Source organism: Burkholderia sp. LS-044 (genome assembly GCF_004803625.1).
GTDB classification, from domain to species: Bacteria; Pseudomonadota; Gammaproteobacteria; order Burkholderiales; family Burkholderiaceae; genus Burkholderia; species Burkholderia cepacia.
In genome coordinates this window covers 141,495-162,365 of sequence record NZ_SSWO01000002.1, presented here as the reverse complement: position 1 = coordinate 162,365, position 20,871 = coordinate 141,495, and the positions used below count along the sequence as shown (strand labels likewise).

The 20,871-nt window shown below is 67.5% G+C and carries 21 protein-coding genes; 11 read left to right on the top strand and 10 right to left on the bottom strand.

What is annotated here, in order from left to right:
- Positions 1 to 164: 164 nt before the first annotated feature.
- A complete protein-coding gene (locus E9536_RS05855) occupies positions 165 to 1,043 on the top strand; it encodes a MurR/RpiR family transcriptional regulator (protein WP_060173518.1) in 879 nt (292 codons plus the stop codon).
- 27 nt (positions 1,044 to 1,070) lie between these two features.
- On the opposite strand, the gene E9536_RS05850 is transcribed toward E9536_RS05855, so the two are convergent.
- The 3 genes from E9536_RS05850 to E9536_RS05840 form a co-directional block, all read right to left on the bottom strand.
- The gene (locus tag E9536_RS05850; protein ID WP_136469477.1) at positions 1,071 to 2,417 is read right to left on the bottom strand and encodes a nitrate/sulfonate/bicarbonate ABC transporter ATP-binding protein; all 1,347 of its coding nucleotides are present in this window, start codon (positions 2,415 to 2,417) and stop codon (positions 1,071 to 1,073) included.
- 11 nt (positions 2,418 to 2,428) lie between these two features.
- On the bottom strand, positions 2,429 to 4,183 hold the full coding sequence (locus E9536_RS05845; RefSeq protein ID WP_136469476.1) for an ABC transporter permease subunit: 1,755 nt from the start codon (positions 4,181 to 4,183) through the stop codon (positions 2,429 to 2,431).
- A gap of 79 nt (positions 4,184 to 4,262) precedes the next feature.
- Positions 4,263 to 4,712 (bottom strand): hypothetical protein, encoded by a 450-nt coding sequence (locus E9536_RS05840; RefSeq protein WP_247873416.1) that lies wholly within the window; start codon positions 4,710 to 4,712, stop codon positions 4,263 to 4,265.
- Between the two features lie 255 nt (positions 4,713 to 4,967).
- Between E9536_RS05840 and E9536_RS05835 the strand changes: the two genes are divergently transcribed.
- From E9536_RS05835 to E9536_RS05820, 4 genes are all read left to right on the top strand, one after another.
- Entirely contained in the window at positions 4,968 to 5,912 is a 945-nt protein-coding gene (locus E9536_RS05835; protein WP_027789436.1) for a metallophosphoesterase, read from the top strand.
- A 25-nt stretch (positions 5,913 to 5,937) separates the two neighbouring features.
- Positions 5,938 to 6,270, top strand: a complete 333-nt coding sequence (locus E9536_RS05830; protein WP_027789437.1) for a cupredoxin family copper-binding protein — start codon at positions 5,938 to 5,940, stop codon at positions 6,268 to 6,270.
- Between the two features lie 92 nt (positions 6,271 to 6,362).
- Positions 6,363 to 6,824, top strand: a complete 462-nt coding sequence (locus E9536_RS05825; RefSeq protein WP_136469475.1) for a cupin domain-containing protein — start codon at positions 6,363 to 6,365, stop codon at positions 6,822 to 6,824.
- A 224-nt stretch (positions 6,825 to 7,048) separates the two neighbouring features.
- Positions 7,049 to 8,188, top strand: a complete 1,140-nt coding sequence (locus E9536_RS05820; protein ID WP_059698740.1) for a patatin-like phospholipase family protein — start codon at positions 7,049 to 7,051, stop codon at positions 8,186 to 8,188.
- 102 nt (positions 8,189 to 8,290) lie between these two features.
- On the opposite strand, the gene E9536_RS05815 is transcribed toward E9536_RS05820, so the two are convergent.
- Together E9536_RS05815 and E9536_RS05810 are read right to left on the bottom strand one after the other, a co-directional pair.
- Complete coding sequence (locus E9536_RS05815) at positions 8,291 to 9,460, bottom strand: alpha/beta fold hydrolase (RefSeq protein WP_136469474.1); 1,170 nt, start codon at positions 9,458 to 9,460, stop codon at positions 8,291 to 8,293.
- Between the two features lie 294 nt (positions 9,461 to 9,754).
- The gene (locus E9536_RS05810) at positions 9,755 to 10,435 is read right to left on the bottom strand and encodes an HAD-IA family hydrolase (protein WP_136469473.1); all 681 of its coding nucleotides are present in this window, start codon (positions 10,433 to 10,435) and stop codon (positions 9,755 to 9,757) included.
- Between the two features lie 510 nt (positions 10,436 to 10,945).
- Between E9536_RS05810 and E9536_RS05805 the strand changes: the two genes are divergently transcribed.
- Positions 10,946 to 11,254: a helix-turn-helix transcriptional regulator gene (locus E9536_RS05805; RefSeq protein WP_027789442.1), complete on the top strand. Its 309-nt coding sequence runs from the start codon at positions 10,946 to 10,948 to the stop codon at positions 11,252 to 11,254.
- An 81-nt stretch (positions 11,255 to 11,335) separates the two neighbouring features.
- Positions 11,336 to 12,397 (top strand): alkene reductase, encoded by a 1,062-nt coding sequence (locus E9536_RS05800; protein WP_027789443.1) that lies wholly within the window; start codon positions 11,336 to 11,338, stop codon positions 12,395 to 12,397.
- A gap of 101 nt (positions 12,398 to 12,498) precedes the next feature.
- Here the strand turns inward: E9536_RS05800 and E9536_RS05795 are convergent, their stop codons facing one another.
- The 3 genes from E9536_RS05795 to E9536_RS05785 are packed head-to-tail and all read right to left on the bottom strand — an operon-like array spanning position 12,499 to position 16,225.
- Complete coding sequence (locus tag E9536_RS05795) at positions 12,499 to 13,791, bottom strand: MFS transporter (protein WP_060086323.1); 1,293 nt, start codon at positions 13,789 to 13,791, stop codon at positions 12,499 to 12,501.
- A gap of 13 nt (positions 13,792 to 13,804) precedes the next feature.
- Entirely contained in the window at positions 13,805 to 14,977 is a 1,173-nt protein-coding gene (locus tag E9536_RS05790; RefSeq protein ID WP_027789445.1) for a porin, read from the bottom strand.
- Between the two features lie 60 nt (positions 14,978 to 15,037).
- Positions 15,038 to 16,225, bottom strand: coding sequence for a M20 aminoacylase family protein (locus E9536_RS05785; RefSeq protein WP_136469472.1), 1,188 nt, complete (start codon positions 16,223 to 16,225; stop codon positions 15,038 to 15,040).
- Between E9536_RS05785 and E9536_RS05780 the strand changes: the two genes are divergently transcribed.
- Positions 16,224 to 17,261 (top strand): LysR family transcriptional regulator, encoded by a 1,038-nt coding sequence (locus E9536_RS05780; RefSeq protein WP_226112754.1) that lies wholly within the window; start codon positions 16,224 to 16,226, stop codon positions 17,259 to 17,261. The genes E9536_RS05785 and E9536_RS05780 overlap by 2 nt on opposite strands.
- 42 nt (positions 17,262 to 17,303) lie before the next feature.
- Here E9536_RS05780 and E9536_RS05775 read toward each other — a convergent pair whose 3' ends face one another.
- A complete protein-coding gene (locus tag E9536_RS05775) occupies positions 17,304 to 17,831 on the bottom strand; it encodes a GNAT family N-acetyltransferase (protein WP_136469471.1) in 528 nt (175 codons plus the stop codon).
- 87 nt (positions 17,832 to 17,918) lie between these two features.
- Between E9536_RS05775 and E9536_RS05770 the strand changes: the two genes are divergently transcribed.
- The 3 genes from E9536_RS05770 to E9536_RS05760 all read left to right on the top strand — a co-directional run bounded on the left by E9536_RS05770 (position 17,919) and on the right by E9536_RS05760 (position 19,948).
- The gene (locus E9536_RS05770) at positions 17,919 to 18,530 is read left to right on the top strand and encodes a LysE family translocator (RefSeq protein ID WP_136469470.1); all 612 of its coding nucleotides are present in this window, start codon (positions 17,919 to 17,921) and stop codon (positions 18,528 to 18,530) included.
- A gap of 39 nt (positions 18,531 to 18,569) precedes the next feature.
- Positions 18,570 to 18,908, top strand: a complete 339-nt coding sequence (locus tag E9536_RS05765) for a hypothetical protein (protein ID WP_059698728.1) — start codon at positions 18,570 to 18,572, stop codon at positions 18,906 to 18,908.
- Positions 18,909 to 18,991: 83 nt separating this feature from the next.
- Entirely contained in the window at positions 18,992 to 19,948 is a 957-nt protein-coding gene (locus tag E9536_RS05760) for an alpha/beta fold hydrolase (protein WP_136469469.1), read from the top strand.
- On the opposite strand, the gene E9536_RS05755 is transcribed toward E9536_RS05760, so the two are convergent.
- A complete protein-coding gene (locus E9536_RS05755; protein ID WP_168799503.1) occupies positions 19,945 to 20,865 on the bottom strand; it encodes a phosphatidylinositol-specific phospholipase C in 921 nt (306 codons plus the stop codon). The two genes, E9536_RS05760 and E9536_RS05755, sit on opposite strands and share 4 nt — an antisense overlap.
- Positions 20,866 to 20,871 lie beyond the last annotated feature (6 nt).

Sequence of the window (20,871 nt, the reverse complement as noted above, 5' to 3'; positions counted from 1 at the left end):
TATGTTTCATTACATTCATTGACGAGCCGCCCGACCGTGCGATGCGTCCCTCTAATTCCGGGGTACGGGCGGCCCGCCGCACGTCAATCGGCTAACATGCGTGGGTTCGCCGGCAGACGCATGTCTGCCGTTTGTCATTTGGATTGAGAGAGTCGGAGTGCCCGATGGGGACGAGCATCAGGGCGTTGCTGTTATCCCAGATGGATAGCTTCACGCCGTCGGAACAGAAGGTTGCGCAGGCGTTGCTGGATCGCTATCCCAGTCTCGGGCTGGGGCCCATCGCACAATTCGCGAAGCAGGCCGACGTGAGCGACCCGACCGTGTTTCGCTTCGTCGTCAGGATCGGGTTTCCCAACTATTCGTCGTTCCAGCAGGCGCTGTATGGCGAAATCGACACCGCGATGAATTCGCCGCTCGCGCGGATGGATGCGTTTCACTCGGCTTCGGGGCTGCGCGACAGTCATTCGGCGATTTTCCAGCGGTTGTCGCAATCGCTGGCCACCACGATCGAAGGGCTCGATGCGGCGGCGTTCGATGCCGCCGTGGCGCTGCTGGCCGATCAGGACGTTCGCGTTTTCTGCGGTGGCGGGCGTTACACCGCGCCGCTCGCTTCGCTGTTTTCGTTCACGCTCGCGTATGCGCGGCCACGCGTCCAGTATGTCGAACCGAATGTGAACCTCGCCTCGGTCGCCCTGGCGGACATGGGGCCCGGCGACGTGCTCGTCATTTTCGATTTCCGCCGCTACCAGCGCGACAGCATCCGGTTCGCGCAAGCCGCACACCAGCTCGGCACGCGCGTGCTGCTGGTCACCGACGAATGGCATTCGCCGATCGGGGAATTTGCGGAGATCGTGCTGCGGATCCAGGGGCAGCCGTTCGCGATGCTGCAGACCAACGTGCCGGCGCTCGCGCTCGCCGAAGCGCTCGTGATCGGCGTGACGAACCGGTTGCCCGAGCTGGCAAGGCAGCGGATGGAGAGGATCGAATCGCTCAATACCGGCGGAATCGAGCAGCACGCCAACAGTCGCGATCTGCCCGAATGACGATCGCTCGCCATTCGGGCACGGACTTCAGCTCTCGACATCCTCGAGACTGAACACTTCCGTCTTGTCGTTATACGAAAAGACTTCGCCGTAACGCCCCCAGTCGATCACCGCGTCGAGCGTTTCCTCGGCGGCTTCATCGGACAGGAAATCCTCCAGCTCCTGCTCGAAGCGCACGCGCGGCGCGCGATGGCCCGGACGCTCGTTCAGCACCTTCCTGATCCGTGCAGCCAGCGGCACGTGCTTCAGCAGGTGATCGGCGAACATCAGCTTGCGCTCCTGCGTGCCGAACTCCGCGAACACACGCGCCGGCGGCGTCAGGAACACGTCCCCTTCCCGCACGTCCGCGAAGCCGAGGTATTGCAGCACTTCGGCGATCGGGAACAGTTCGTCGACCTCGAGGTGCAGCGTACGCGCGATTTCCGGCATGTCCGCGCGGCCATGGTACGGCGCCATCGCGAGCGTCTCGATCAGGCCGGCCATCAGGTTGGTCGACACGCGCGGCAGCCAGCTGCCGAGCTCCAGCCCCTTCTTCGTCGCCTCGTTGGTCTGGCGCGCGGTCATCTTCGCGTAGATGTCGTCGACGAGCTTGCGGAAATCCGGGTCGAGCCGGTTGCGCGGATGCTTGAACGGCACCTTGATCTCGGCGATCACGCGACCCGGATTCGACGACAGCACGAGGATCCGGTCGCACATGAACACCGCTTCCTCGATGTTGTGCGTGACGATCAGCACCGACTTGATCGGCATGCGGCCTTGCGTCCACAGGTCGAGCAGGTCGGTACGCAGCGTCTCGGCGGTCAGCACGTCGAGCGCGGAGAACGGTTCGTCCATCAGCAGGATCGTCGGGTCGACGACGAGCGCGCGCGCAAAGCCCACGCGCTGGCGCATGCCGCCCGACAGCTCGCGCGGGTACGCGTTCTCGAAACCGTCGAGACCGATCAGGTCGATCGCGGCAAGCGCACGCTCGCGCCGCTCGCGCGCGCCGACGCCGAGCGCTTCCAGCCCGGCTTCCACGTTCTGCAGCACGGTGAGCCACGGGAACAGCGCGAAGGTCTGGAACACCATCGCGACGCCTTCGGCCGGGCCGCGCAGCGGCTTGCCGAGGTAGGTCACCTCGCCGCCGGTCGGCTCGATCAGCCCGGCGATGATGCGCAGCAGCGTCGACTTGCCCGAGCCGGAACGGCCGAGCAGGCCGACGATCTCGCCTTCGCGCAGCGACAGGTTCGCATCGTCGAGCACGAGCAGCTCGCCCTGCGTCTTGTTGAAGCCGCGGTTCACGTGCTCCACGCGCAGGATTTCTTCGCCGAGGCGCGGCGGCTGCAGCGGCTGGGACGTCTTGACGGGGGCGTTGATAACGTTCGAATTTTGCATCGCGCTTACTCTCAATCGAGACGGAGCCGGGATTCCGCATAGGCGTACATCGGACGCCACAGCAGACGGTTGAACAAGGTGACGAACAGGGACATCACGGCGATGCCCAGGATGATCTTCGGAAAATCGCCGGCGGCGGTGGTCTGCGCGATGTACGAGCCCAGGCCGTGCGCGACGACCTTCGTGTCGCCCCACTGCACGAACTCGGACACGATGCTCGCGTTCCACGCGCCGCCCGACGCGGTGATCGCACCCGTCACGTAGTACGGGAAGATCCCGGGCAGGATCGCCTGCCGCCACCACTGCCAGCCGCGGATGCGGAAATTCTTCGTCGCTTCCTTGTAGTCGTTCGGGTAGGACATCGCGCCGGCGATCACGTTGAACAGGATGTACCACTGCGTGCCGAGCACGATCAGCGGCGACAGCCAGATGTCCGCATTCAGGTGGAAGCGGACAATCACGATCACGAACACCGGGAACAGCAGGTTGGCCGGGAACGCCGCGAGGAACTGCGCGAGCGGCTGGATCTTCTCGGCCAGCTTCGGGCGCAGCCCGATCAGCACGCCGAGCGGCACCCAGACCAGCGACGCGATCGCGATCAGCACCAGCACACGCAACAGCGTGACGAGCCCGAGCACGAGCACGTGGCCGACCTCGCCCATCGTCACGCCGGTCGCGACGAACGTGACGACGCGCCACACGACGTACACCGTCAGCAGGATCACGAACGCGCCCCACACGATGTCGCCGATGCGCGACGAGCGGCCCGCCGATGCGCCGCGCGCACGCGTACCCTGCCGCGACGGCGCGCGCAGCGGAATCCGCGCGGCCTGCGACAGCAGCCAGCCGGCCGGCACGAGCAGCTGATGGATCAGGTGCGTGCGGCGCATCATGTCGAGCAGCCAGGATTGCGGCGCATCGCCCGACGCGGTGTTCTCCATCCGGAACTTGTCGGCCCAGGCGACGAGCGGGCGGAACAGGAACTGGTCATAGGCGAGGATCACGACCGACATCGCGACAATCACCCAGCCGACCGCACCGAGGTTCTTGTCCGAGATCGCTTGAGCGAGATACGCGCCGATGCCCGGCAGCGTGATCGTCTGGTTGCCGACGGTGATCGCCTCGGACGCGACGACGAAGAACCAGCCGCCCGACATCGACATCATCATGTTCCAGATCAGGCCCGGCATCGAGAACGGCACCTCGAGCTTCCAGAAGCGTTGCCACGGCGTCAGGTGAAAGCCGCGCGACACTTCGCTCAGGTCGCGCGGCACCGTGCGCAGCGACTGGTAGAAGCTGAACGTCATGTTCCAGGCCTGGCTCGTGAAGATCGCGAAGATCGCGGCCAGCTCGGCACCGAGCACGCGGCCCGGAAACAGTGCGAGGAAAAACGTGACGGTAAACGAGATGTAGCCGAGCACCGGCACCGACTGCAGGATGTCGAGGATCGGGATCAGCACCATGCCGGCACGGCGGCTCTTGGCCGCGAGCGTGCCGTAGACGAGCGTGAACGCGAGCGACGCGACCATCGCGGCGAGCATCCGCAGCGTGGTGCGCAACGCGTATTCGGGCAGGTTCGACGGATCGAGCGAGATCTTCTGCGTCTGCAGGGTGCCGATGGGCGCCATCGTCTGATGGAAGCCGACGATCGCCATCGCGAGCAGGCAGATGATCAGCGGAAACGCGATGGCATCCCAGCGGTTGGGGAGCACGCGCCACGCCGAAGCGTTCGCGGTGCGATTCGGATCGAAGAACCTGATATCCATCGGTAGCGTCTTGTGTTGAATTGAGAATCGACGGGACCGGCCACGCGCCGCGCAGCCGGAAGGCGCCCCCCGGCGCGAATCAGAACAGCCCGTGCAGCGCCCGGTACGGCACGGCCGACAGCACGATCGACGCGGGCAGCGTCAGCACCCGCGCGAGCATCAGGTTACGCACCGCATCCCGGCGCAGGCCCGGGCCGCTCGATACGCGCACGCCGAACAGGTTCCGGAGGCCCGACCGCACGACGGCGAGGGGCGGATAGAGCGGGTGCGAATGGATGGCGGTCGCGACCGCGTTCGCGGCGTCGTGGAAACCGTTGACGCACTCGAAGCCGAGTGCGGCCAGCAGCGCGACGATCAGCAGCAGGAACGGGAGGATCGAGCTTTCCTTGACGGGGCCGAGATCGGCGCCCGGATGGACGCCGACGTAGACGATGCCGCAGGCAACGATCAGAAAAATCAGCGCGAGGCTGACGGCACGCGTGCGGTTGCCGACCGCACAGCTGGTTTCCGTTGCCGCGAGATTCGGCATGAAGGGGCTCCGGAGAGGTGACTCGGAGTGGCAGGCTATCGATCGGCCGTGACGCAAATGTGACGTGTCACTTACAGGACATTGACAGGTCATCTTTCCGGGACAGCGCATCGCCGCGCAAGCCGCGAACACGGGTGATCGACCGCGCAACGCGCGGGAATAAATCCGCCGCTTCGCCGGTATGGCACGCGAAGGCGCCGGTTTATTCCAGGACGATCCGGCCGTCCGGTTTCGTCACACGATTGCGAGGCTCCCATGTCTTCATCGACCCCCACCCGCCCGTCGCGCCGCAAGGCCCTGCAATGCATGGCCTTCGGCGGCCTCGGCACGCTGTTTACGCTGTCGGGCGGCATCCTGACGCCGTTCGACCTGGCGCTCGCGCAGACCGGCGACGCGCTCCCGGCCAACGCGGGCAAGCCGCTGTTCGTGCAGGTCAGCGACACGCACATCGGCTTCAACAAGGACGCGAATCCCGATGTATCGGCCACGCTCAAGCAGACGATCGACCTCGTCAACGGCATGCCCGCGATGCCCGCGCTGGCCATCCATACGGGCGACATCACGCACCTGTCCAAAGCCGAGGAGTTCGACCACGCGTCGCAGCTGCTGTCCGCGCTGCGCGTGCCGGAACTGCATACGGTGCCTGGCGAGCACGACGTCACCGACGGTTCGGGCGCCGAATATTTCAGCCGGTTCGGCAAGGCGTCCGACAACCGCGGCTATTACAGCTTCGATCACGCGGGCGTGCACTTCATCGGCCTCGTCAACGTGATGCACTTCAAGCCGAACGGGCTCGGCAGCTTCGGCGACGACCAACTCGCTTGGCTCGCGCAGGATCTCAAGGGCCGCTCGTCGAGCACGCCGATCGTCGTGTTCTCGCACATGCCGATGTGGACCATCTACGAGCCGTGGGGCTGGGGCACCGGCGACGCGCCGCAGACGATGGCACTGCTGCGACGCTTCGGCTCGGTCACCGTGCTGAACGGACACATCCACCAGATCGTGTCGAAGGTCGAAGGCAACGTGACGTTCCACACCGCGCGCTCCACCGCGTTCCCGCAGCCGACGGCCGGCAACGGCCCGGGCCCCGTGCCGCTCACCGTGCCGCGCGACCGGCTGCCGTCGATGCTCGGCGTGACGACCGTCGAATTCGCGGGCCATCCGGTTGCGTCGTCGCTGCACGATGCGACGCTGGCCTGACGCACCGAACCGCAAGGAGACCGACATGACCCGCTTCAAGCACGCCAGCCTCGTCGCGGCGCTGATCCTGTGCGCCACCGCCCCGCTCGCCGCGTTCGCGCAGGGCCCGGGCGGCCCGCTCGTGACGATCCGCAATTTCATGTTTTCGCCGATGTCGACCACGATCAAGGCCGGCACGACGGTCACGTGGAAGAACCTCGACGGGGAGCCGCATACCGTCGTCAACGACGCCGGCATCTTTCACTCGTCGGCGCTCGACCAGGGCGACACGTACTCGTTCCGCTTCGACAAGCCGGGCGTCTACAAAGTGTTCTGCGGGATTCACCCGTACATGAAGGAGACCATCACGGTGGAATGACGCGGCGCACCACGACACGCGCGGACGAACGGCGGGCCGCGGCGCCTACAATGCCCGCATCCCATTCGCCCGCGTGGCCGACGGAGCCGCCCATGCCCAGGATCGACCTCAACGCCGTGCCCGAACGCCGCGGCAGCGGCTATCCGCGGCCGTTCGACGCGCCGTGCGCGCAGCGCATCCGCCAGCGCGTCGGCGACGCCGGCGGGTTGCACGATTTCGGCGTCAACCTGATGCGCGTGCCGCCGGGCGGCTGGTCGGCGCAGCGCCACTGGCATTCCGACGAAGACGAATTCGTCTACGTGCTCGAAGGCGAACTCGTGATGATCGAGGACGACGGCGAAACCGTGCTGCGCGCGGGCGACTGCGCGGCGTTTCCGAAGAACTCGGGCAACGGTCATCACCTGGTCAACCGGTCGGACGCGGTTGCCGTCTATCTCGAAGTCGGCTCGCGCTCGCCGGACGACGTGATCACCTGCCCTGACATCGACATGATGAGCCCGAGCCGCGACGGCCGGTTCCTGCACAAGGACGGCACGCCTTACCCGAACGCGTGACGCGGGTCGCGCGCGGATGCACCGCGAAGCACGGCGCGCGCGCCGGACGCCGGCTTCGCGACGCCGGCCACCGCCCCGAAGGCGCCGAAGCGCCGAAGCGCCGGAAGCGACCGGCGAAGCAGGCGCGAATCGCCGTTGCGCGGCGCGCGATCTCCGCCGGCCATCGCCTACACTGAATCGAGCCATTCGGTTCCGACCCACCTTCACACGCAGCGAGGCGAGCCATGACCGCGAGCGAACCGGCACGCATGAACCTCCCCGGACAAGTCGTGCTCGTGCTTCAGGGCGGCGGCGCACTGGGCGCGTTCCAGCTCGGCGTCTTTCAGGCGATGGACGAAGCCGGGATCCGGCCCGACTGGGTGGTCGGCACGTCGATCGGTGCGATCAACGCGGCGCTGATCGCCGGGAATCCGCCGGAGCAGCGTTACGACAAGCTGTCGGCGTTCTGGCGGCGCGTGACCGAACGAACCCGTTTCGACGTCCCGCCGCTGGTGCCCGGCTGGGACCGGATGCTGGCCGAGATGATGATCATCGGCGGCGGCATCGCGGGATTCTTCCAGCCCAATCCGGCCTCGTGGCTCGGGCCGATGGTGCGCCTCGGCGTCGATCGCGCGTCGTATTACCGGATCGCACCGCTGCGCGACACACTCGCGTCGCTGATCGACCCCGACCTGCTGAACGCGGGCCACCCGCGCCTGACCGTCAGCGCGGTCAATGCGTGCACCGGCACGATGCGCTATTTCGATTCGCGCGATACGCGGCTCGGGATCGAGCACATCATGAGCTCGGGCGCGCTGCCGCCCGCGTTTCCGGCGATACGGATCGACGGCGAGCCTTACTGGGACGGCGGCGTGTATTCGAATACGCCGGTCGAGGTCGTGCTCGACGACAATCCGCGCCGCAGCTCGATCATCTTCTCGGTGCAGATGTGGAATCCGGCCGGCCCGGAGCCCGAGAGCATCTGGCAGGTGTCGGAGCGACAGAAGGACATCCAGTACGCGAGCCGCACCGACAGCCACATCGCGCGCCAGCAGCAGATCCACCGGCTGCGCCACGTGATCCGCGAGCTGGCCCGCCACGTGCCGGAAGCCGAACGCGCGTCGCCGGCCGTGCGCCGGCTCGCCGCGTGGGGATGCGAAACCACGATGCACCTGGTCAAGCTCGCGGCGCCGCGCCTCGCCAGCGACAATCAGCTGAAGGACATCGATTTCACGCCGGCCGGCATCGCGGCCCGCCGGCAGGCCGGTTACGACGCCGCGCGGCGGGCGATCGCCGCACGTCCGTGGGAGCTGCCGACGGACCCGACGGAAGGGCTGACGGTATTCGACCCGGACGCGGCGCCGGGCGCCGGAACACCGGCTTGACGCGCGGCGCCGCCATCGCGCGCCGGCAGCATGGCGAAATCACGCGCGATCGGCCTCCGTTCGATCGTCGACGCGGCGGTTATCACACGACGGCACGACGGCTTACGGCAATTCCGCGCGCACGGCCGGCGCGGTACCGGCGACGACCGGACACGATTGCGGCAGCGCCTGCCCGAACAGCACGGCGAGCCCGCAGGCGGACGTGAACATGCCGAGATTGTCGTGCCCGACGCCCGGCACTTCGACGACCTGCTGCGCGAGATCGTCCGGATGCCGCTTCTTCAGGTAATCGAAATACGCGAGCCCGCGCGCGAGCCGGTACGGGCCTTGCGCCATCGCCGCGCACGAACGGTCGATGAAGTGCGTGTAAGGGTTCGTGTCGGCCTGCCCGAGCAGGTATACGACATGACGCGCCGCGTAGCGCGTTTCGAGTGCGCGCACGTCCTGCGACGCGACATAGGGCGGCGCCGACTCCAGCCCGTATTTCCACTCGTTCGCGCGCGGGCAGGTGCCGCCTGCGATCGCCTGGCCGTCCGGCCGTTCGTCGTCGAAATACAGGTAGCTCGACGGGTTCGCGACCACATAACGCACGGCGATGCCGGCCCGCACCAGCGCGTCGCCTTCGTGCCCGGCCACCGCATAGCGCTGCAGCAACTGCGCGCCGGCGGAATGGCCGATCACGACCACGCTCGACAACGCGGGATACAGGCTGCGGTCGGCGAAATGCGCGAGCAATGCGTCGAGCGCGGTGAACGAACTGATCGGCCCCGGCTGACGGGCCGCGTCGCCGCCCTTCCATCCTTCCTGCGTCCAGGCGAGCGTCTGCGCGGGCAACGAAAACGCGCGCGTATCGGCGCGCGTCAGGAACTGCGGTGCGACGACCATCGTGCCCTTGCCGGCCGCACCGGCCTTTTCGACGACCTCGCGCCCCGATGCGTAGTACGCGTCGGCATTGCGAAGCGTGCCGTGAATCACGACGAAGACCCGCGTGACATCGGGCGCGGCCTGGTCGAGCGGACGATCGGCGTAGACGGGCAGCACCGCATTGCCCTGCGGCGTATCGACGGCCACGCGCTGGCCGGCGACGGCCTTGACCGGCGCCTCGAGGCGTCCGCGCTGCGTGAGCGTGGCGGCTTCGGCGGGACGCGCGCCGCCCGGCATGCCGACGGCGACACAGGCTGCCGCGAGCGAAACGGCGCATGACAGCGTTCGGGCGGCCGGCAGCACGCCCGAGAACCGGAGGTTGGCGAAGGCGACGGAAATGAGTGACATGACGACGGATCGAGTGGCGGATATGACTTTAACGGCGAGGGTCGCAAAATCCGTCGCCGGTGGCCGGGTAGTCGAACACCGGCACGCGCCGCGAATCGGGCAGCGTGCCGATATCCGCACCGGGCGCATGGTGTTGAGGATCGTAGCAGAGCGAATCGTCGACGCCCCGCTCGCCGGCGCAGCGGTTGCGACCACCCTCGGCGGTGAACGTGTGCTCGACATCGCGATTCCCGCCTCGGCAACGGGCGCAACGCTACCTGCGGCGTGTCGGCGCGGGCGCCGCCCGGGGGCGTGTCAGCCCGATGCCGCGGACGAGTCGCGCCGCATCCGCTGCACGATCGTGTCCAGTTCGCCGATATGGTTGGCGACCGCCTGCTTGCCCGCACGTGCCCATCCGTCGAACGACGTCATCCCGCTCACCGCGCCGACGAACGTCACGCCGGCGCGCTCGGCCGCCTGCGCGTCCACCGCGTGGTCGCCCACGTAGATCGCCGAACGAGCCGGCAAGCCAAGCCGCGCCAACGCCAGCACGAGCCCTTCGGGATCGGGCTTGTGACGCTGCACGTCTTCCCCGCCGATCAGCACGTCGACGAGCGATTGCAACTGGTTCAGCGCAAGGATCGCCTCGATCCGGTAGCGAAACTTCGACGAAACGATCGCGACCGCGAGACCCTGCTCGCGCAGACGCGCGAGCAGGGGCGGCACCTCGGGATAGATGCGCGTGCCGCGCACCATGATCTCGTCGGCCCGCACCACGAAGTGACGCGCGAACGCGTCGGCCCGCGCCGGCTCGATTTCGCCCGTCAGCGAGCGGAACATCTCGTGCAGCGGCAGCCCGATCACGGCCGCGATCTGCGCCGGTGTCGCGCCGGCGGCATCCAGCTGATGCAACGCGTACTCCGTGCACGCGACGATCGCGGCGGACGAATCCGCCAGCGTCAGATCGAAATCGAAGATGACGGCCCGAACAGACATGAAAGACTCCGCAAAAAAATCGGCTCGTGCGCGATGGACGAACCGGCATGACGTTGCGATGCGCAAGCGCGCGTCGATTGATCGGCGCGCCTGGCCGGATGGCTCGCGATCAGCCGCGTCGAACCCGTCCGGGTCGCGCCTCGCCGCGTAGCATCCCACAGGATGCGCAATGTGGTGCGTCGCCCGTGCAGATCCAGCGATGAGGCGCTGCTCGAGTTGCCGAAGCTCGCGACTCCCCGCCCGCGATACGCGTGCTCGATACGCTCGCGCACGTCGATGCGACACCGGGAAGGTACGAGATCATCGACGTGTCCGACTGAGGGCCGGATGGCGCGTGGCGGGACGGCGGCTCCGCTCCGCGTCCTTCGCGGTCGCCCTGCTCTGTCCCCGCAATCGCCCTTCGCTATCAACCCTATTGCCGGCAATGCTTTCAAACATATCGTCAAGTTCCGATATAAGATTCGCCCATCGACGATACCTCGTTACCCGAGCGAAACGCCAAACCTGTCCATGCCGACCGAACTCGACATCGAAGCGATCCTGAAAGCGCTCTCGAACCCCGTGCGCCGGGAAATCCTCGCCTGGCTGAAAACGCCGGACGTGCATTTCCCGAACCAGACGCTGCCGTATGAACACGGCGTCTGCGCGGGCCAGATCGACGCGCGCTGCGGGCTGTCGCAATCGACCGTCTCAGCACACCTCGCGACGCTGCAGCGCGCGGGGCTCGTGACGTCGACGCGGATCGGCCAGTGGGCGTTTTTCCAGCGCAACGAGGCCGTCATCGACGCATTTCACGACGCATTGCGCCGCGAACTCTAGCCAACGGCCGAACCGGCCATGCGGGCCGCCGCCGCACATGACGCGACGGAGTTCCCGCCCTTAGTGAAGAGGTTATCTGCCATGCCAACGTTGTTCGACCCCGTTACCCTCGGCGACCTGACCCTGCCGAACCGCATCGTGATGGCGCCGCTCACCCGCGCCCGTGCGGGTACGACGCGCGTGCCGAATGCGCTGATGGCGCGCTATTACCGCGAGCGCGCATCGGCCGGCCTGATCATTACCGAAGCGACGTCGGTCACGCCGCAGGGCGTCGGTTATGCCGACACGCCCGGCATCTGGTCCGACGAACAGGTCGAAGGCTGGAAGCAGGTGACGCAGGCCGTGCACGCGGCCGGCGGGCGCATCGTGCTGCAGCTCTGGCACGTCGGCCGGATCTCCGACCCGGTGTTCCTGAACGGCGACCTGCCGGTCGCACCGAGCCCAATCGCCGCGGGTGGCCACGTGAGCCTCGTGCGTCCGCAGCGTCCGTACGTGACGCCACGCGCACTCGAACTCGACGAGATCCCGGGCATCGTCGCCGCGTACCGCAAGGGTGCCGAGAACGCGAAGGCCGCCGGCTTCGACGGTGTCGAGATCCACGGCGCGAACGGCTACCTGCTCGACCAGTTCCTGCAGGACAGCACCAACCACCGCACCGATGCGTACGGCGGCCCGATCGAGAACCGCGCACGCTTGCTGCTCGAAGTGGTCGACGCCGCGATCGACGTGTGGGGCGCCGGCCGTGTCGGCGTGCACCTCGCACCGCGCGGTGACGCGCACACGATGGGCGATTCCGATCCGGCGGCAACGTTCGGCTATGTCGCGCGCGAACTCGGCCGCCGCAAGATCGCGTTCATCTTCACGCGCGAATCGTATTCGGGCGACCACCTGAGCCCGCGCCTGAAGGAAGCGTTCGGCGGCCCGCTGATCGCCAACGAGCAGTTCACGCTCGACACCGCGCAAGCCGCGCTCGCCAGCGGCAACGCCGACGCGATCGCATGGGGCAAGCTGTTCATCGCGAACCCGGACCTGCCGCGCCGCCTCGAACTCGGCGCACCGCTCAACCAGCCGGTGCCGGAGACGTTCTACGCGGAAGGCGAAACGGGTTATACCGATTACCCGGCGCTGAGCGACGCGGCCTGATTGCGCGACAGCGCACGCGCGATGAACGGAGAGGCCCCGCCCGTCCGTTCGTCGCGCACACCATCCCCAGGGCGGGCACGTCACGTGTCCGCCCCTCCCGTTCACCGCCTGCCTTCCACGTCGGACGCTTCCGCGAACAGCGCCAGACCGGCCAGACTCGCGACGCTGCATCCCAGCACATACCACGCAGGCGCGTAAAAGCTGCCGGTCGCGCGCCACATCGCGCCGACGATCAGTTGCGCGAACCCGCCGAAAATCGTCACGCCGAGCGCATAGATCATCCCCAGCGACATCGCCCGCACCTCGGGCCGAAACGCATCGAGGATCATCACGAAGCCGGCGGGACTCGACAGCGTCATCAAGCCGATCAGCACGATCACGACCGCAACCGCGGTGCCCGCCGACGGCCACATCTTCATCGCGTAAAACGCCGGCAGCACGAGCACGGCCGACGCGACGCACGTCACGCCCACCAGCCGCTTGCGACGACGCACGCGATCCGCGAGCCGCCCCGCGAACGGCGAACCGAGCAGCAGCACTGCACCTGCCGCGCAGCCCGACAGCAGCGACACCGATGCCGGCATGCCGACGGTCAGCGTCAGGAACGACGGCAGGAAAAACACGATCGTGTAGGTGGTCGACGTGCCGCCGATCACGAGCAGCGTGCCGGCCGCGACCTGCCGCCACGGAATGCGCGCACGCTCGCGCGGTGCGCCGGCCGCTGCGTGCGGCAGCGTATCGTCCAGATGGCGCCGCAGGTAAAAGCCGACCGGGCCGATCAGCAGACCAAGCACGAACGGGACGCGCCACCCCCACGCGTGCAGCGCGTCGGGCGGCAGTGCGCGCGACAGCGTCAGCGCGACGAACGCGCCGACGAGCGTCGCACCGCCCTGGCTCGCCATCTGCCAGCTCACCCGCTCGCCGCGCCGGCCGGTGTCACCCGACTCCATCAGCAGGGTCGTCGCGGCCCCCACTTCGCCACCCGCCGAAAAGCCCTGCAGCAGACGCCCGATGACGATCAGCAGCGGCGCGGCGATGCCGATCTGCGCATAGGTCGGCGCGAAGCCGATGATCCCGGTGCCAAGCGCCATCAATGCGACCGTCAGCACGAGCGCGGGCTTGCGGCCGGCCCGGTCCGCATAGGCGCCGATCGCGACGCTGCCGAGCGGCCGTGCGACGAACCCGACACCGAACGTCGCGAGCGACAGCATCAGCGCGCCCACATCGCTCGACGCGGGAAAGAACAGCTTGCCGATCAATGCGGCGAAGAAACTGTAGACGGTGAAGTCGAAGAATTCGAGCCCGTTGCCGAGTGCGGCCGCAACGACCGTGCGGCGCGTTACGCGCGGCCCGGATTCGACCGGCGCAGCGGCCGTGCGATTCAGGGTATGCATCGAAAATTCCCGTTCAGAAGTTGTGATACATGCCGAGCGACAGCGTCACGGGTGTCGTCCCGGTGCGCGGTGTCGTTCCGCCCGGTTCGGTCGGCAGCGGATTGCCGTTCAGCAACACCGTCGAGATGCCATAGTTGCGGATGAACCCCGCACGCGCATAGAGGCCCGTGCGTTTCGACAGCAGGTAGTCGTAGCCCAGCATCGCACCGAGTGCCGAATCCCTGGCCGGCTGGCCGGCCGCGTCGCGCACACCCGACGTATCGCGATAGACAACCGACGCGCGAATCGCATTGACGCCGAACGGCACGATCGCGCCGAGCGTGTAGACGCGCGCGATGCCGTCGCCGGCCAGCTTCGGCGCGTACTGGTTGAACGATGCGGACAGCACGATCCGCCCGGTGTCATAGACGGCGCCGAGCCCGTACAGGTCGTTGCGCACGGTGCTCGCCCCGTTGACGCCCCACACCTGGTTGTAGCTCGCGGCCAGATAGGTCGTGCCGTTGTACCACTGCAGCAGCGCGCCTTGCGCGGACGCCACGGGTGCCCGCCCGGCCACGTTGCTCGGCGCAAACATCAGCATCAGCGACGTGGTGCCCGCGACGATCGGCGTACGGTACGTGATGGCGTTGTCGACGCGCGCCGGCAATTGCGTCGCCCCCGGCCCGAGGTCCGAGTTGTAGCCGACGCCGCGGCTCGTCTGCACGGCTGCCGCGCCCAGCCACGTATAGACCGAGTTCGTGCCCACCGTGCCGAACACGTCGATGAACAGCGGCAGCGCCGTGCCGATCTGCTTGCCGAGACGCAACCGGCCGTAGCTGTCCGACGACAGGCCGACCCACGATTGCCTGTTGTACGTCGATTGCGCATCCTGCTGCGCACCGCTGTTCGCGAGAAAACCGCTTTCGAGGTTGAACTCGGCGCGCCAGCCGCCACCGAGGTTCTCACGGCCGAAGAAGCCGAATTTGGAGGTCCACTCGCCGCCGCTCTGCGTCTGCCACAGCGAACGGCCGCCGACCGTCTGGTAGTTGATCCCCATGTCGAGCGAACCATACAGCGCGACTCCCTCCGTCATCCTGCCGTTGTACTCGGGCACCGCCGCCAGCAACACGTCCTGATAGGGCACGGCGCGCGCGTTGCCGGCGCCGAACGCGAGACAGGCCGCGCCTAGTGCAAATCGCTTTTTCATTCGTCATCCTCATCGTCAAGTCAACCCAGATCCGGCCAGCGCGTTTCCTTTGCGCCTTCGTCAGTCCATCTTCAGGAAGCGTTCGGCAATCCCGGCGAAATAGGCTGCCCCCCAGCTCAGCGCGCTGTCGTTGAAGTCGTAATGCGGGTTGTGCACCGAACATCCGCCCCGGGAATCGACGCCATTGCCGACCAGCACGTAGCAACACGGTGCGCATTCGGTCATCCACGAGAAATCCTCGCTGCCCATCACGCCATCGGGCAACAGCGTGAGCGCGCCTTCGCCGGCCAGCGCCGCGATCGTCTCCACCGCGAGATCCGACGCCGCACGGTCGTTGTCCACGACACGCGAGATCGACCGGTATTCGATCTGCGCGGTCATCCCGAACGCCTGCGCCTGCGCGTCGACGATGCGGTGGATCCGCGCCTCGATTTCGTCGCGCGTAGCCGCGTCGAGCGCGCGCACGGACAACTGCAACGTCGCCGTTTCCGGGATCACGTTCGGGGCAGTGCCCGCATGGAACGTGCCGACGGTCACGACGGCCGGCTTCAGCGGATCGACGTTGCGGGAGACGATCGATTGCAGCGCGGTCACGATTTGCGCGCCCGCGACGATCGGGTCGCTCGCGAGCTGCGGCATCGCACCATGCCCGCCTTTGCCCGTCACGGTGATCGTCACCGAATCGGACGACGCCATCATCGGCCCGTAGCGCAACGCGAAATGGCCGACCGGCACGCCCGGCGCGTTGTGCAGCGCATACACGCGTTCGCACGGGAAACGTTCGAACAGGCCGTCGTCGATCATCCGCTTTGCGCCACCGAGCCCTTCCTCGGCCGGCTGGAAGATCACGTTGAGCGTGCCGTCGAAACGGCCCTGTTCGGCAAGATAGTGGGCGGCGGCGAGCAAGATCGCCGTGTGGCCGTCGTGACCGCATGCGTGCATCGTGCGTGCAACCGTGCTCGCATACGGCAGCCCCGTCGCCTCCTCGATCGGCAGCGCATCCATGTCGGCGCGCAGGCCGAGCGTGCGCACCGACGCGCCGCGCCGCAACTGGCCGACGACGCCGGTGCCTCCCACCCCCGTCGTCACGTCGTAGCCCCATGTGGCCAGTTGTTCGGCGACGAGCCGCGCGGTGCGGGTCTCGGCGAAACCGAGTTCGGGATGGGCGTGGATGTCGCGGCGGATCGCAACGAATCGGGACTCCGACTCGCGAATCGCCGCGAGTACGTGAGCAAGGTTCTGCGTCATGGATGGCTCCGTGGAATCGGCCGCCTCGCGACCGTCCCGGCCAAGCATAAAGACGCGTTTCGGGTCAAAAAACTCACGAATTTTGATGCGGATAACTTTTGGTAATATCTTCCGCATCATGAAAATCCATCAATTGCGCGCACTCGTCGCGGTCACGACGGCCGGCAGTATCAAGGCGGCGGCCAGGGCCCTGCACGTCACGCAGCCGGCCATCAGCAAGGCGATCCAGGAACTGGAAAACGAGTTCGGCGTGACGCTCCTCGAGCGCAAACCGTGGGGCGTGGTGCCGACGCCGGAAGGCGACGCATTGCTCGGGCGCGCCCAGGCCGTCGTGCGCGAGCTCGAACGGGCGAGCGAGGACATGGCGCACATGAAGGGGCTGCGCGACGGGCGGCTCGTGATCGGCTTCACGCCGATCGTCGCGGTGACGGGCTTTGCGGAAGCCTACGCCGCCTTCCGCCGCCACTGGCCGAACGTCGAATGCGAACTTCGGGAACTGACGTTCAACCTGCTCACGGAACAGTTGCGCAATCGCACGCTCGATCTCGCCTTCGTCGCCGTCACGGGCCCCATTGCCGAGTCGGTCGACATCAGGGCGATCCGCACGTTCGACACCGCGTTCGTCACCCGCGAGAACGGGCGCTTCGCGGGCGCAACATCGCTCGAGGCGCTGCGCGACGCGGAATGGATCCACGCCGACGCCAGCGACAACTTCCCCACCTATATCCGCGACCTGCATGAACACGCGGGCCTGCCCCCGCCGCGCTGCATCACGCGCTGCACGTCGTATGCGCTGTTCTACAGCCTGCTCATGACCAACGATGCGATTTTCTCGTGGACCCGGCTGTCGCTCGCGGAAACCGTGTTCGGCCAGAAGCTGACGCCGCTGCCCTTGCCGATGTCGCCGCCACCGCTTCAGTTGTACCGGCTCACGCCGCCCGGCCTGCAACTGACGCGGCCCGCGTCCGATTTTCTGGCGCACGTGGAGGCCGCGTTCGCGTCGCTGCCGGTGACCGGAAGCCGGGCATTGCGCTGACACCCGGTCGCGCTGCCCGCACCGCAACTCGCCGCGACTGCGTCAGACCGGGACGCGCATCCGCATGAACACGCGCTGCGTCTCGTCGAGCCCGAGCGCGACGTGGTGCGCGCGGATCGCTCGCAGCGTGTCGTCGAGCGTGGCATCGTCGACGATGCTGAAACCCAGGCGCGCGTAATACGGTGCATTCCACGGCGCATCGCGAAACGTCGACAGCACGACCTCCGCAAGGCCTTCCTGCGCGGCGCGCGCGCTCACCTGTTCGATCAGGCGCGCGCCGATCCGCTGTCCGGCATGCGACGGCGCGACATCCAGTTCCTCCAGATACAACCGCTGTGCATCGAGCAGCCGGTAGAACGCGAACCCGACGCACGCCCCTTGCATATCGACCGCCACATACGCGCGGCCGCCATCGATGCGCGCGAGCACGGCAGCCGTATCGGTCGGCTCGGCTTCGGCAATGTGGGTCATGCCGATGGCGCGAAACCGCTGCGCGGCGGCGACTTCCACGGCGGCCATTGCGGCCGCGTCTTCCCGCGTGGCGGGGCGAATCAGGATCGATGCGGTCATTGCGGCAATTCAGGCAGGCAGTCTGGAACGGCCGTCACTATAATCGAAACTTCATACGTTTCGAACGCCCCACCCACGAGGCCCGTCATGACGTTGTCCGCACTCGCCGTCTTCGCCTTCGCCCTGCTCGTCACCGCCGGCACGCCCGGCCCGAGCGTCGCCGCGCTCGTCGCGCGCGTGCTGACCAACGGCGTGCGCGACGTGCTGCCATTCCTCGCCGCCATGTGGCTCGGCGAAGCGTTGTGGCTCACGCTTGCGGTCGCGGGGCTGTCCGCGTTCGCGCGCACGTTCGCGGCCGGCCTGATCGTGCTGAAGCTGCTCGGCGTCGCATACCTGCTGTTCCTTGCCTGGAAGATGTGGACCGCCCCGACCGGGACGGGCGCGGACGACCTGCCCCGCGGCCAGTCGCCGTGGCGCATGTTCGTCGCGGGCATGCTGGTCACGCTCGGCAACCCGAAGATCATGGTGTTCTATCTCGCGCTGCTGCCGACCATCGTCGATCTGACGCACGTCGGCGTTCTCGCGTGGGCCGAACTCGTCGGCACGATGCTCGCGGTGCTGATCCTCACCGACTGCTTCTGGTCGCTGCTCGCGGCGCGCGCGCGGGCTTTTCTCACTTCGGCGCGCGCGAAACGGATCGCGAACCGCACGAGCGCGACCGCAATGGCCGGTGCGGCAGTGGCAATCGCGACGCGGTAGCCCGCCGGTCCCGCGCCACACCGCCCCCTGCCGCCCGCCATGTCGCAACTCGGGAAGATTCCTGCCGCTCTCGCCGCGCAATCGATTTCCGGTCGCGAGATCGTGCTTCCGCTCGACGCCGCGCTCGAATGCATCGATTATTGCGTGCGTCATCGCATTCCGATCTACGGATGGGAAGGCTGGGTCCTGACTGCCGACGGGCGGGTCGGACACGGCAACGCACCGCAGGGCACCGTGTGTCTAGCGGACTGGCCGCTGGCGGATGCTGCCGCGTTCTGCCGCAGCACGATGACGTCCGACGCGCAGGCGTGGCACGACGAATACCACGCAACGACCGACCGGCTGCATTTCTGCATCACGATCGGTGACGCACACTGATCTTCATACCTGTGCAATCGCACGCCGGCGCCCGACCGGCGATCCGCAACGGCAGTCTGCTCAGTGTCCCGGAGGGATGCACCATGAAAGCCTGGCTATCGGCTGCCCTGCTCTGCCTGTCCGCCACGGTCGCGCACGCGGCCGGCGTCAAGTTCGTCAGCATCCCGGCCGACGCGGCCGGCCCCGAGCTGCGCGCGGCCATCTGGACGCCCTGCGCGACACCCGCGCAATCGCTCACGATCGGCCCTTACGAACTGAAAGGGCAACGCGACTGCCCGACCGTCGGCGACAAGCTGCCGCTCGTCGTGATCTCGCACGGTCACGCCGGCACGTACTTCGGCCATCACGACCTCGCCGAAACGCTCGCCGACGCCGGCTTCGTCGTCGCGGCGATCAATCATCCCGGCGACACGCATGCCGACATGAGCCACGCGGCCGACCTGCGGGAATTTGCCGAGCGGCCGGCGGACATCAAGCGCCTGATCGACTACATGTTGGCCAACGCGCCCGATGCCGCGCATGTCGATCCCGCGCGGATCGGCTTCTTCGGCTTCTCGCGCGGCGGCTATACGGGCCTCGTGCTGGCCGGCGCGAATCCGGATTTCGTGCATGCGCACGTGGCCTGCCCGGACCCGACCTGGCCGATCTGCAAGCAGATCCGCGACCACGACCTGCCGCGCCAACCGCTGACGCACGATCCGAGGATCAAGGCCTACGTGCTCGCCGACCCGCTCGACGAATTCCCGACCGCCGAAACGCTGAAGGACGTGCACGCGCCGATCCAGCTCTGGGCGTCCGAAGCGGGCGGCGACGGCGTGGAGCCGGATTCGGTCCCCGCGCTGGCCGGCCTGCTGCCGCAACGGCCGGAATTCCACGTCGTGCCGAATTCCGCGCACTTCGCATTTCTCGCGCCGTGCCCCGAACAACTGGCGCACGACTCGCCTGAAGTCTGCACCGATGCGAAGGGATTCGACCGCGCGGCATTCCACGCGATGCTCGATGCCAAGGCGCTCGCATTCTTCACCGCCCATCTTCGCTAACAGCGAAACGCCTTGCGCCACGCACCCGGCACCGGCGCGCGGTCGTTGCACGCGATCAGCGCGCGCACCAGCGCCCAATCGTCGTCATCGCAGAAATCGAGCAGCATCGCGCCGCACGGGCCGCGCTGCTCGCGCAGCCGTGCGGCCAGCCGCGCATGAATGCCCTGCACCCTGCCGTCGCCGTGGGCAACCACCGACGGATTCGCGCCCATGCCGGTCCCGCTGCAGAAGTTGATCGCCCAGCGGCCACTGTCCGGCGACGGCAGGTCCGTCAGCAGCGCGTCGATCGCACGCCACTTCCAGCCGATCGACGCCGCCACCGGCACGCGATATTCGTCCTGGATCACGAACGCGCCGTCGGGATGATCGATCGTGAACGTCGCGTTGTCGGGCCACGCGGTCAGGTCGATGCCGAGCGGCCGGCTGCTGCGAAAGCGCCGCAGCAGCACGATCGCGCCGCGCACGTCGCCGAGCACGGGCAGCGTGCCGCCGGCATGCCAGCGCAGCCGAGGATGCCGCGCGCGATGCGCATCGAACGTCGCGTCGAAACTGCGTGTGCACGCGTGCGCCGGCCATTCGTCCTTCACCGACATCACGATGCATTCGCGCGGATGTTCGTCGAGAAAACGCATGCAATCGGCCAGCACGTCGTCGAACGTCATGCCGAGCGCGATGCCGCCGTGATGGATGTCGAACGCATCGCGCACGTGCCGGCAGCGGATGTCGAGCAGCCGCACGCCGTGCGCGAGCTGCGCGTCGAGCGGCGCGCGTTGCGTGCGCACGAGCGCATCGTCGACCGTATACGCACAGGTGTCATGGCTGCCCGGTAGGGTCAGCGTATGCAGCGGCCGCGCATCGTCGAGCGCCGACATCCAGTCGGCAGGCGGCGTGCACGTATCGTGGCTCGAAGGAATCATGAATCG

What these genes read in the sequence shown, in the direction of transcription:
- E9536_RS05855 (WP_060173518.1), top strand. Translation starts at nt 165, where the DNA reads ATGGGGACGAGCATCAGGGCGTTGCTGTTATCCCAGATGGATAGCTTC.
- E9536_RS05850 (WP_136469477.1), bottom strand. Translation starts at nt 2,417, where the DNA reads ATGCAAAATTCGAACGTTATCAACGCCCCCGTCAAGACGTCCCAGCCG.
- E9536_RS05845 (WP_136469476.1), bottom strand. Translation starts at nt 4,183, where the DNA reads ATGGATATCAGGTTCTTCGATCCGAATCGCACCGCGAACGCTTCGGCG.
- E9536_RS05840 (WP_247873416.1), bottom strand. Translation starts at nt 4,712, where the DNA reads ATGCCGAATCTCGCGGCAACGGAAACCAGCTGTGCGGTCGGCAACCGC.
- E9536_RS05835 (WP_027789436.1), top strand. Translation starts at nt 4,968, where the DNA reads ATGTCTTCATCGACCCCCACCCGCCCGTCGCGCCGCAAGGCCCTGCAA.
- E9536_RS05830 (WP_027789437.1), top strand. Translation starts at nt 5,938, where the DNA reads ATGACCCGCTTCAAGCACGCCAGCCTCGTCGCGGCGCTGATCCTGTGC.
- E9536_RS05825 (WP_136469475.1), top strand. Translation starts at nt 6,363, where the DNA reads ATGCCCAGGATCGACCTCAACGCCGTGCCCGAACGCCGCGGCAGCGGC.
- E9536_RS05820 (WP_059698740.1), top strand. Translation starts at nt 7,049, where the DNA reads ATGACCGCGAGCGAACCGGCACGCATGAACCTCCCCGGACAAGTCGTG.
- E9536_RS05815 (WP_136469474.1), bottom strand. Translation starts at nt 9,460, where the DNA reads ATGTCACTCATTTCCGTCGCCTTCGCCAACCTCCGGTTCTCGGGCGTG.
- E9536_RS05810 (WP_136469473.1), bottom strand. Translation starts at nt 10,435, where the DNA reads ATGTCTGTTCGGGCCGTCATCTTCGATTTCGATCTGACGCTGGCGGAT.
- E9536_RS05805 (WP_027789442.1), top strand. Translation starts at nt 10,946, where the DNA reads ATGCCGACCGAACTCGACATCGAAGCGATCCTGAAAGCGCTCTCGAAC.
- E9536_RS05800 (WP_027789443.1), top strand. Translation starts at nt 11,336, where the DNA reads ATGCCAACGTTGTTCGACCCCGTTACCCTCGGCGACCTGACCCTGCCG.
- E9536_RS05795 (WP_060086323.1), bottom strand. Translation starts at nt 13,791, where the DNA reads ATGCATACCCTGAATCGCACGGCCGCTGCGCCGGTCGAATCCGGGCCG.
- E9536_RS05790 (WP_027789445.1), bottom strand. Translation starts at nt 14,977, where the DNA reads ATGAAAAAGCGATTTGCACTAGGCGCGGCCTGTCTCGCGTTCGGCGCC.
- E9536_RS05780 (WP_226112754.1), top strand. Translation starts at nt 16,224, where the DNA reads ATGGATGGCTCCGTGGAATCGGCCGCCTCGCGACCGTCCCGGCCAAGC.
- E9536_RS05785 (WP_136469472.1), bottom strand. Translation starts at nt 16,225, where the DNA reads ATGACGCAGAACCTTGCTCACGTACTCGCGGCGATTCGCGAGTCGGAG.
- E9536_RS05775 (WP_136469471.1), bottom strand. Translation starts at nt 17,831, where the DNA reads ATGACCGCATCGATCCTGATTCGCCCCGCCACGCGGGAAGACGCGGCC.
- E9536_RS05770 (WP_136469470.1), top strand. Translation starts at nt 17,919, where the DNA reads ATGACGTTGTCCGCACTCGCCGTCTTCGCCTTCGCCCTGCTCGTCACC.
- E9536_RS05765 (WP_059698728.1), top strand. Translation starts at nt 18,570, where the DNA reads ATGTCGCAACTCGGGAAGATTCCTGCCGCTCTCGCCGCGCAATCGATT.
- E9536_RS05760 (WP_136469469.1), top strand. Translation starts at nt 18,992, where the DNA reads ATGAAAGCCTGGCTATCGGCTGCCCTGCTCTGCCTGTCCGCCACGGTC.
- E9536_RS05755 (WP_168799503.1), bottom strand. Translation starts at nt 20,865, where the DNA reads ATGATTCCTTCGAGCCACGATACGTGCACGCCGCCTGCCGACTGGATG.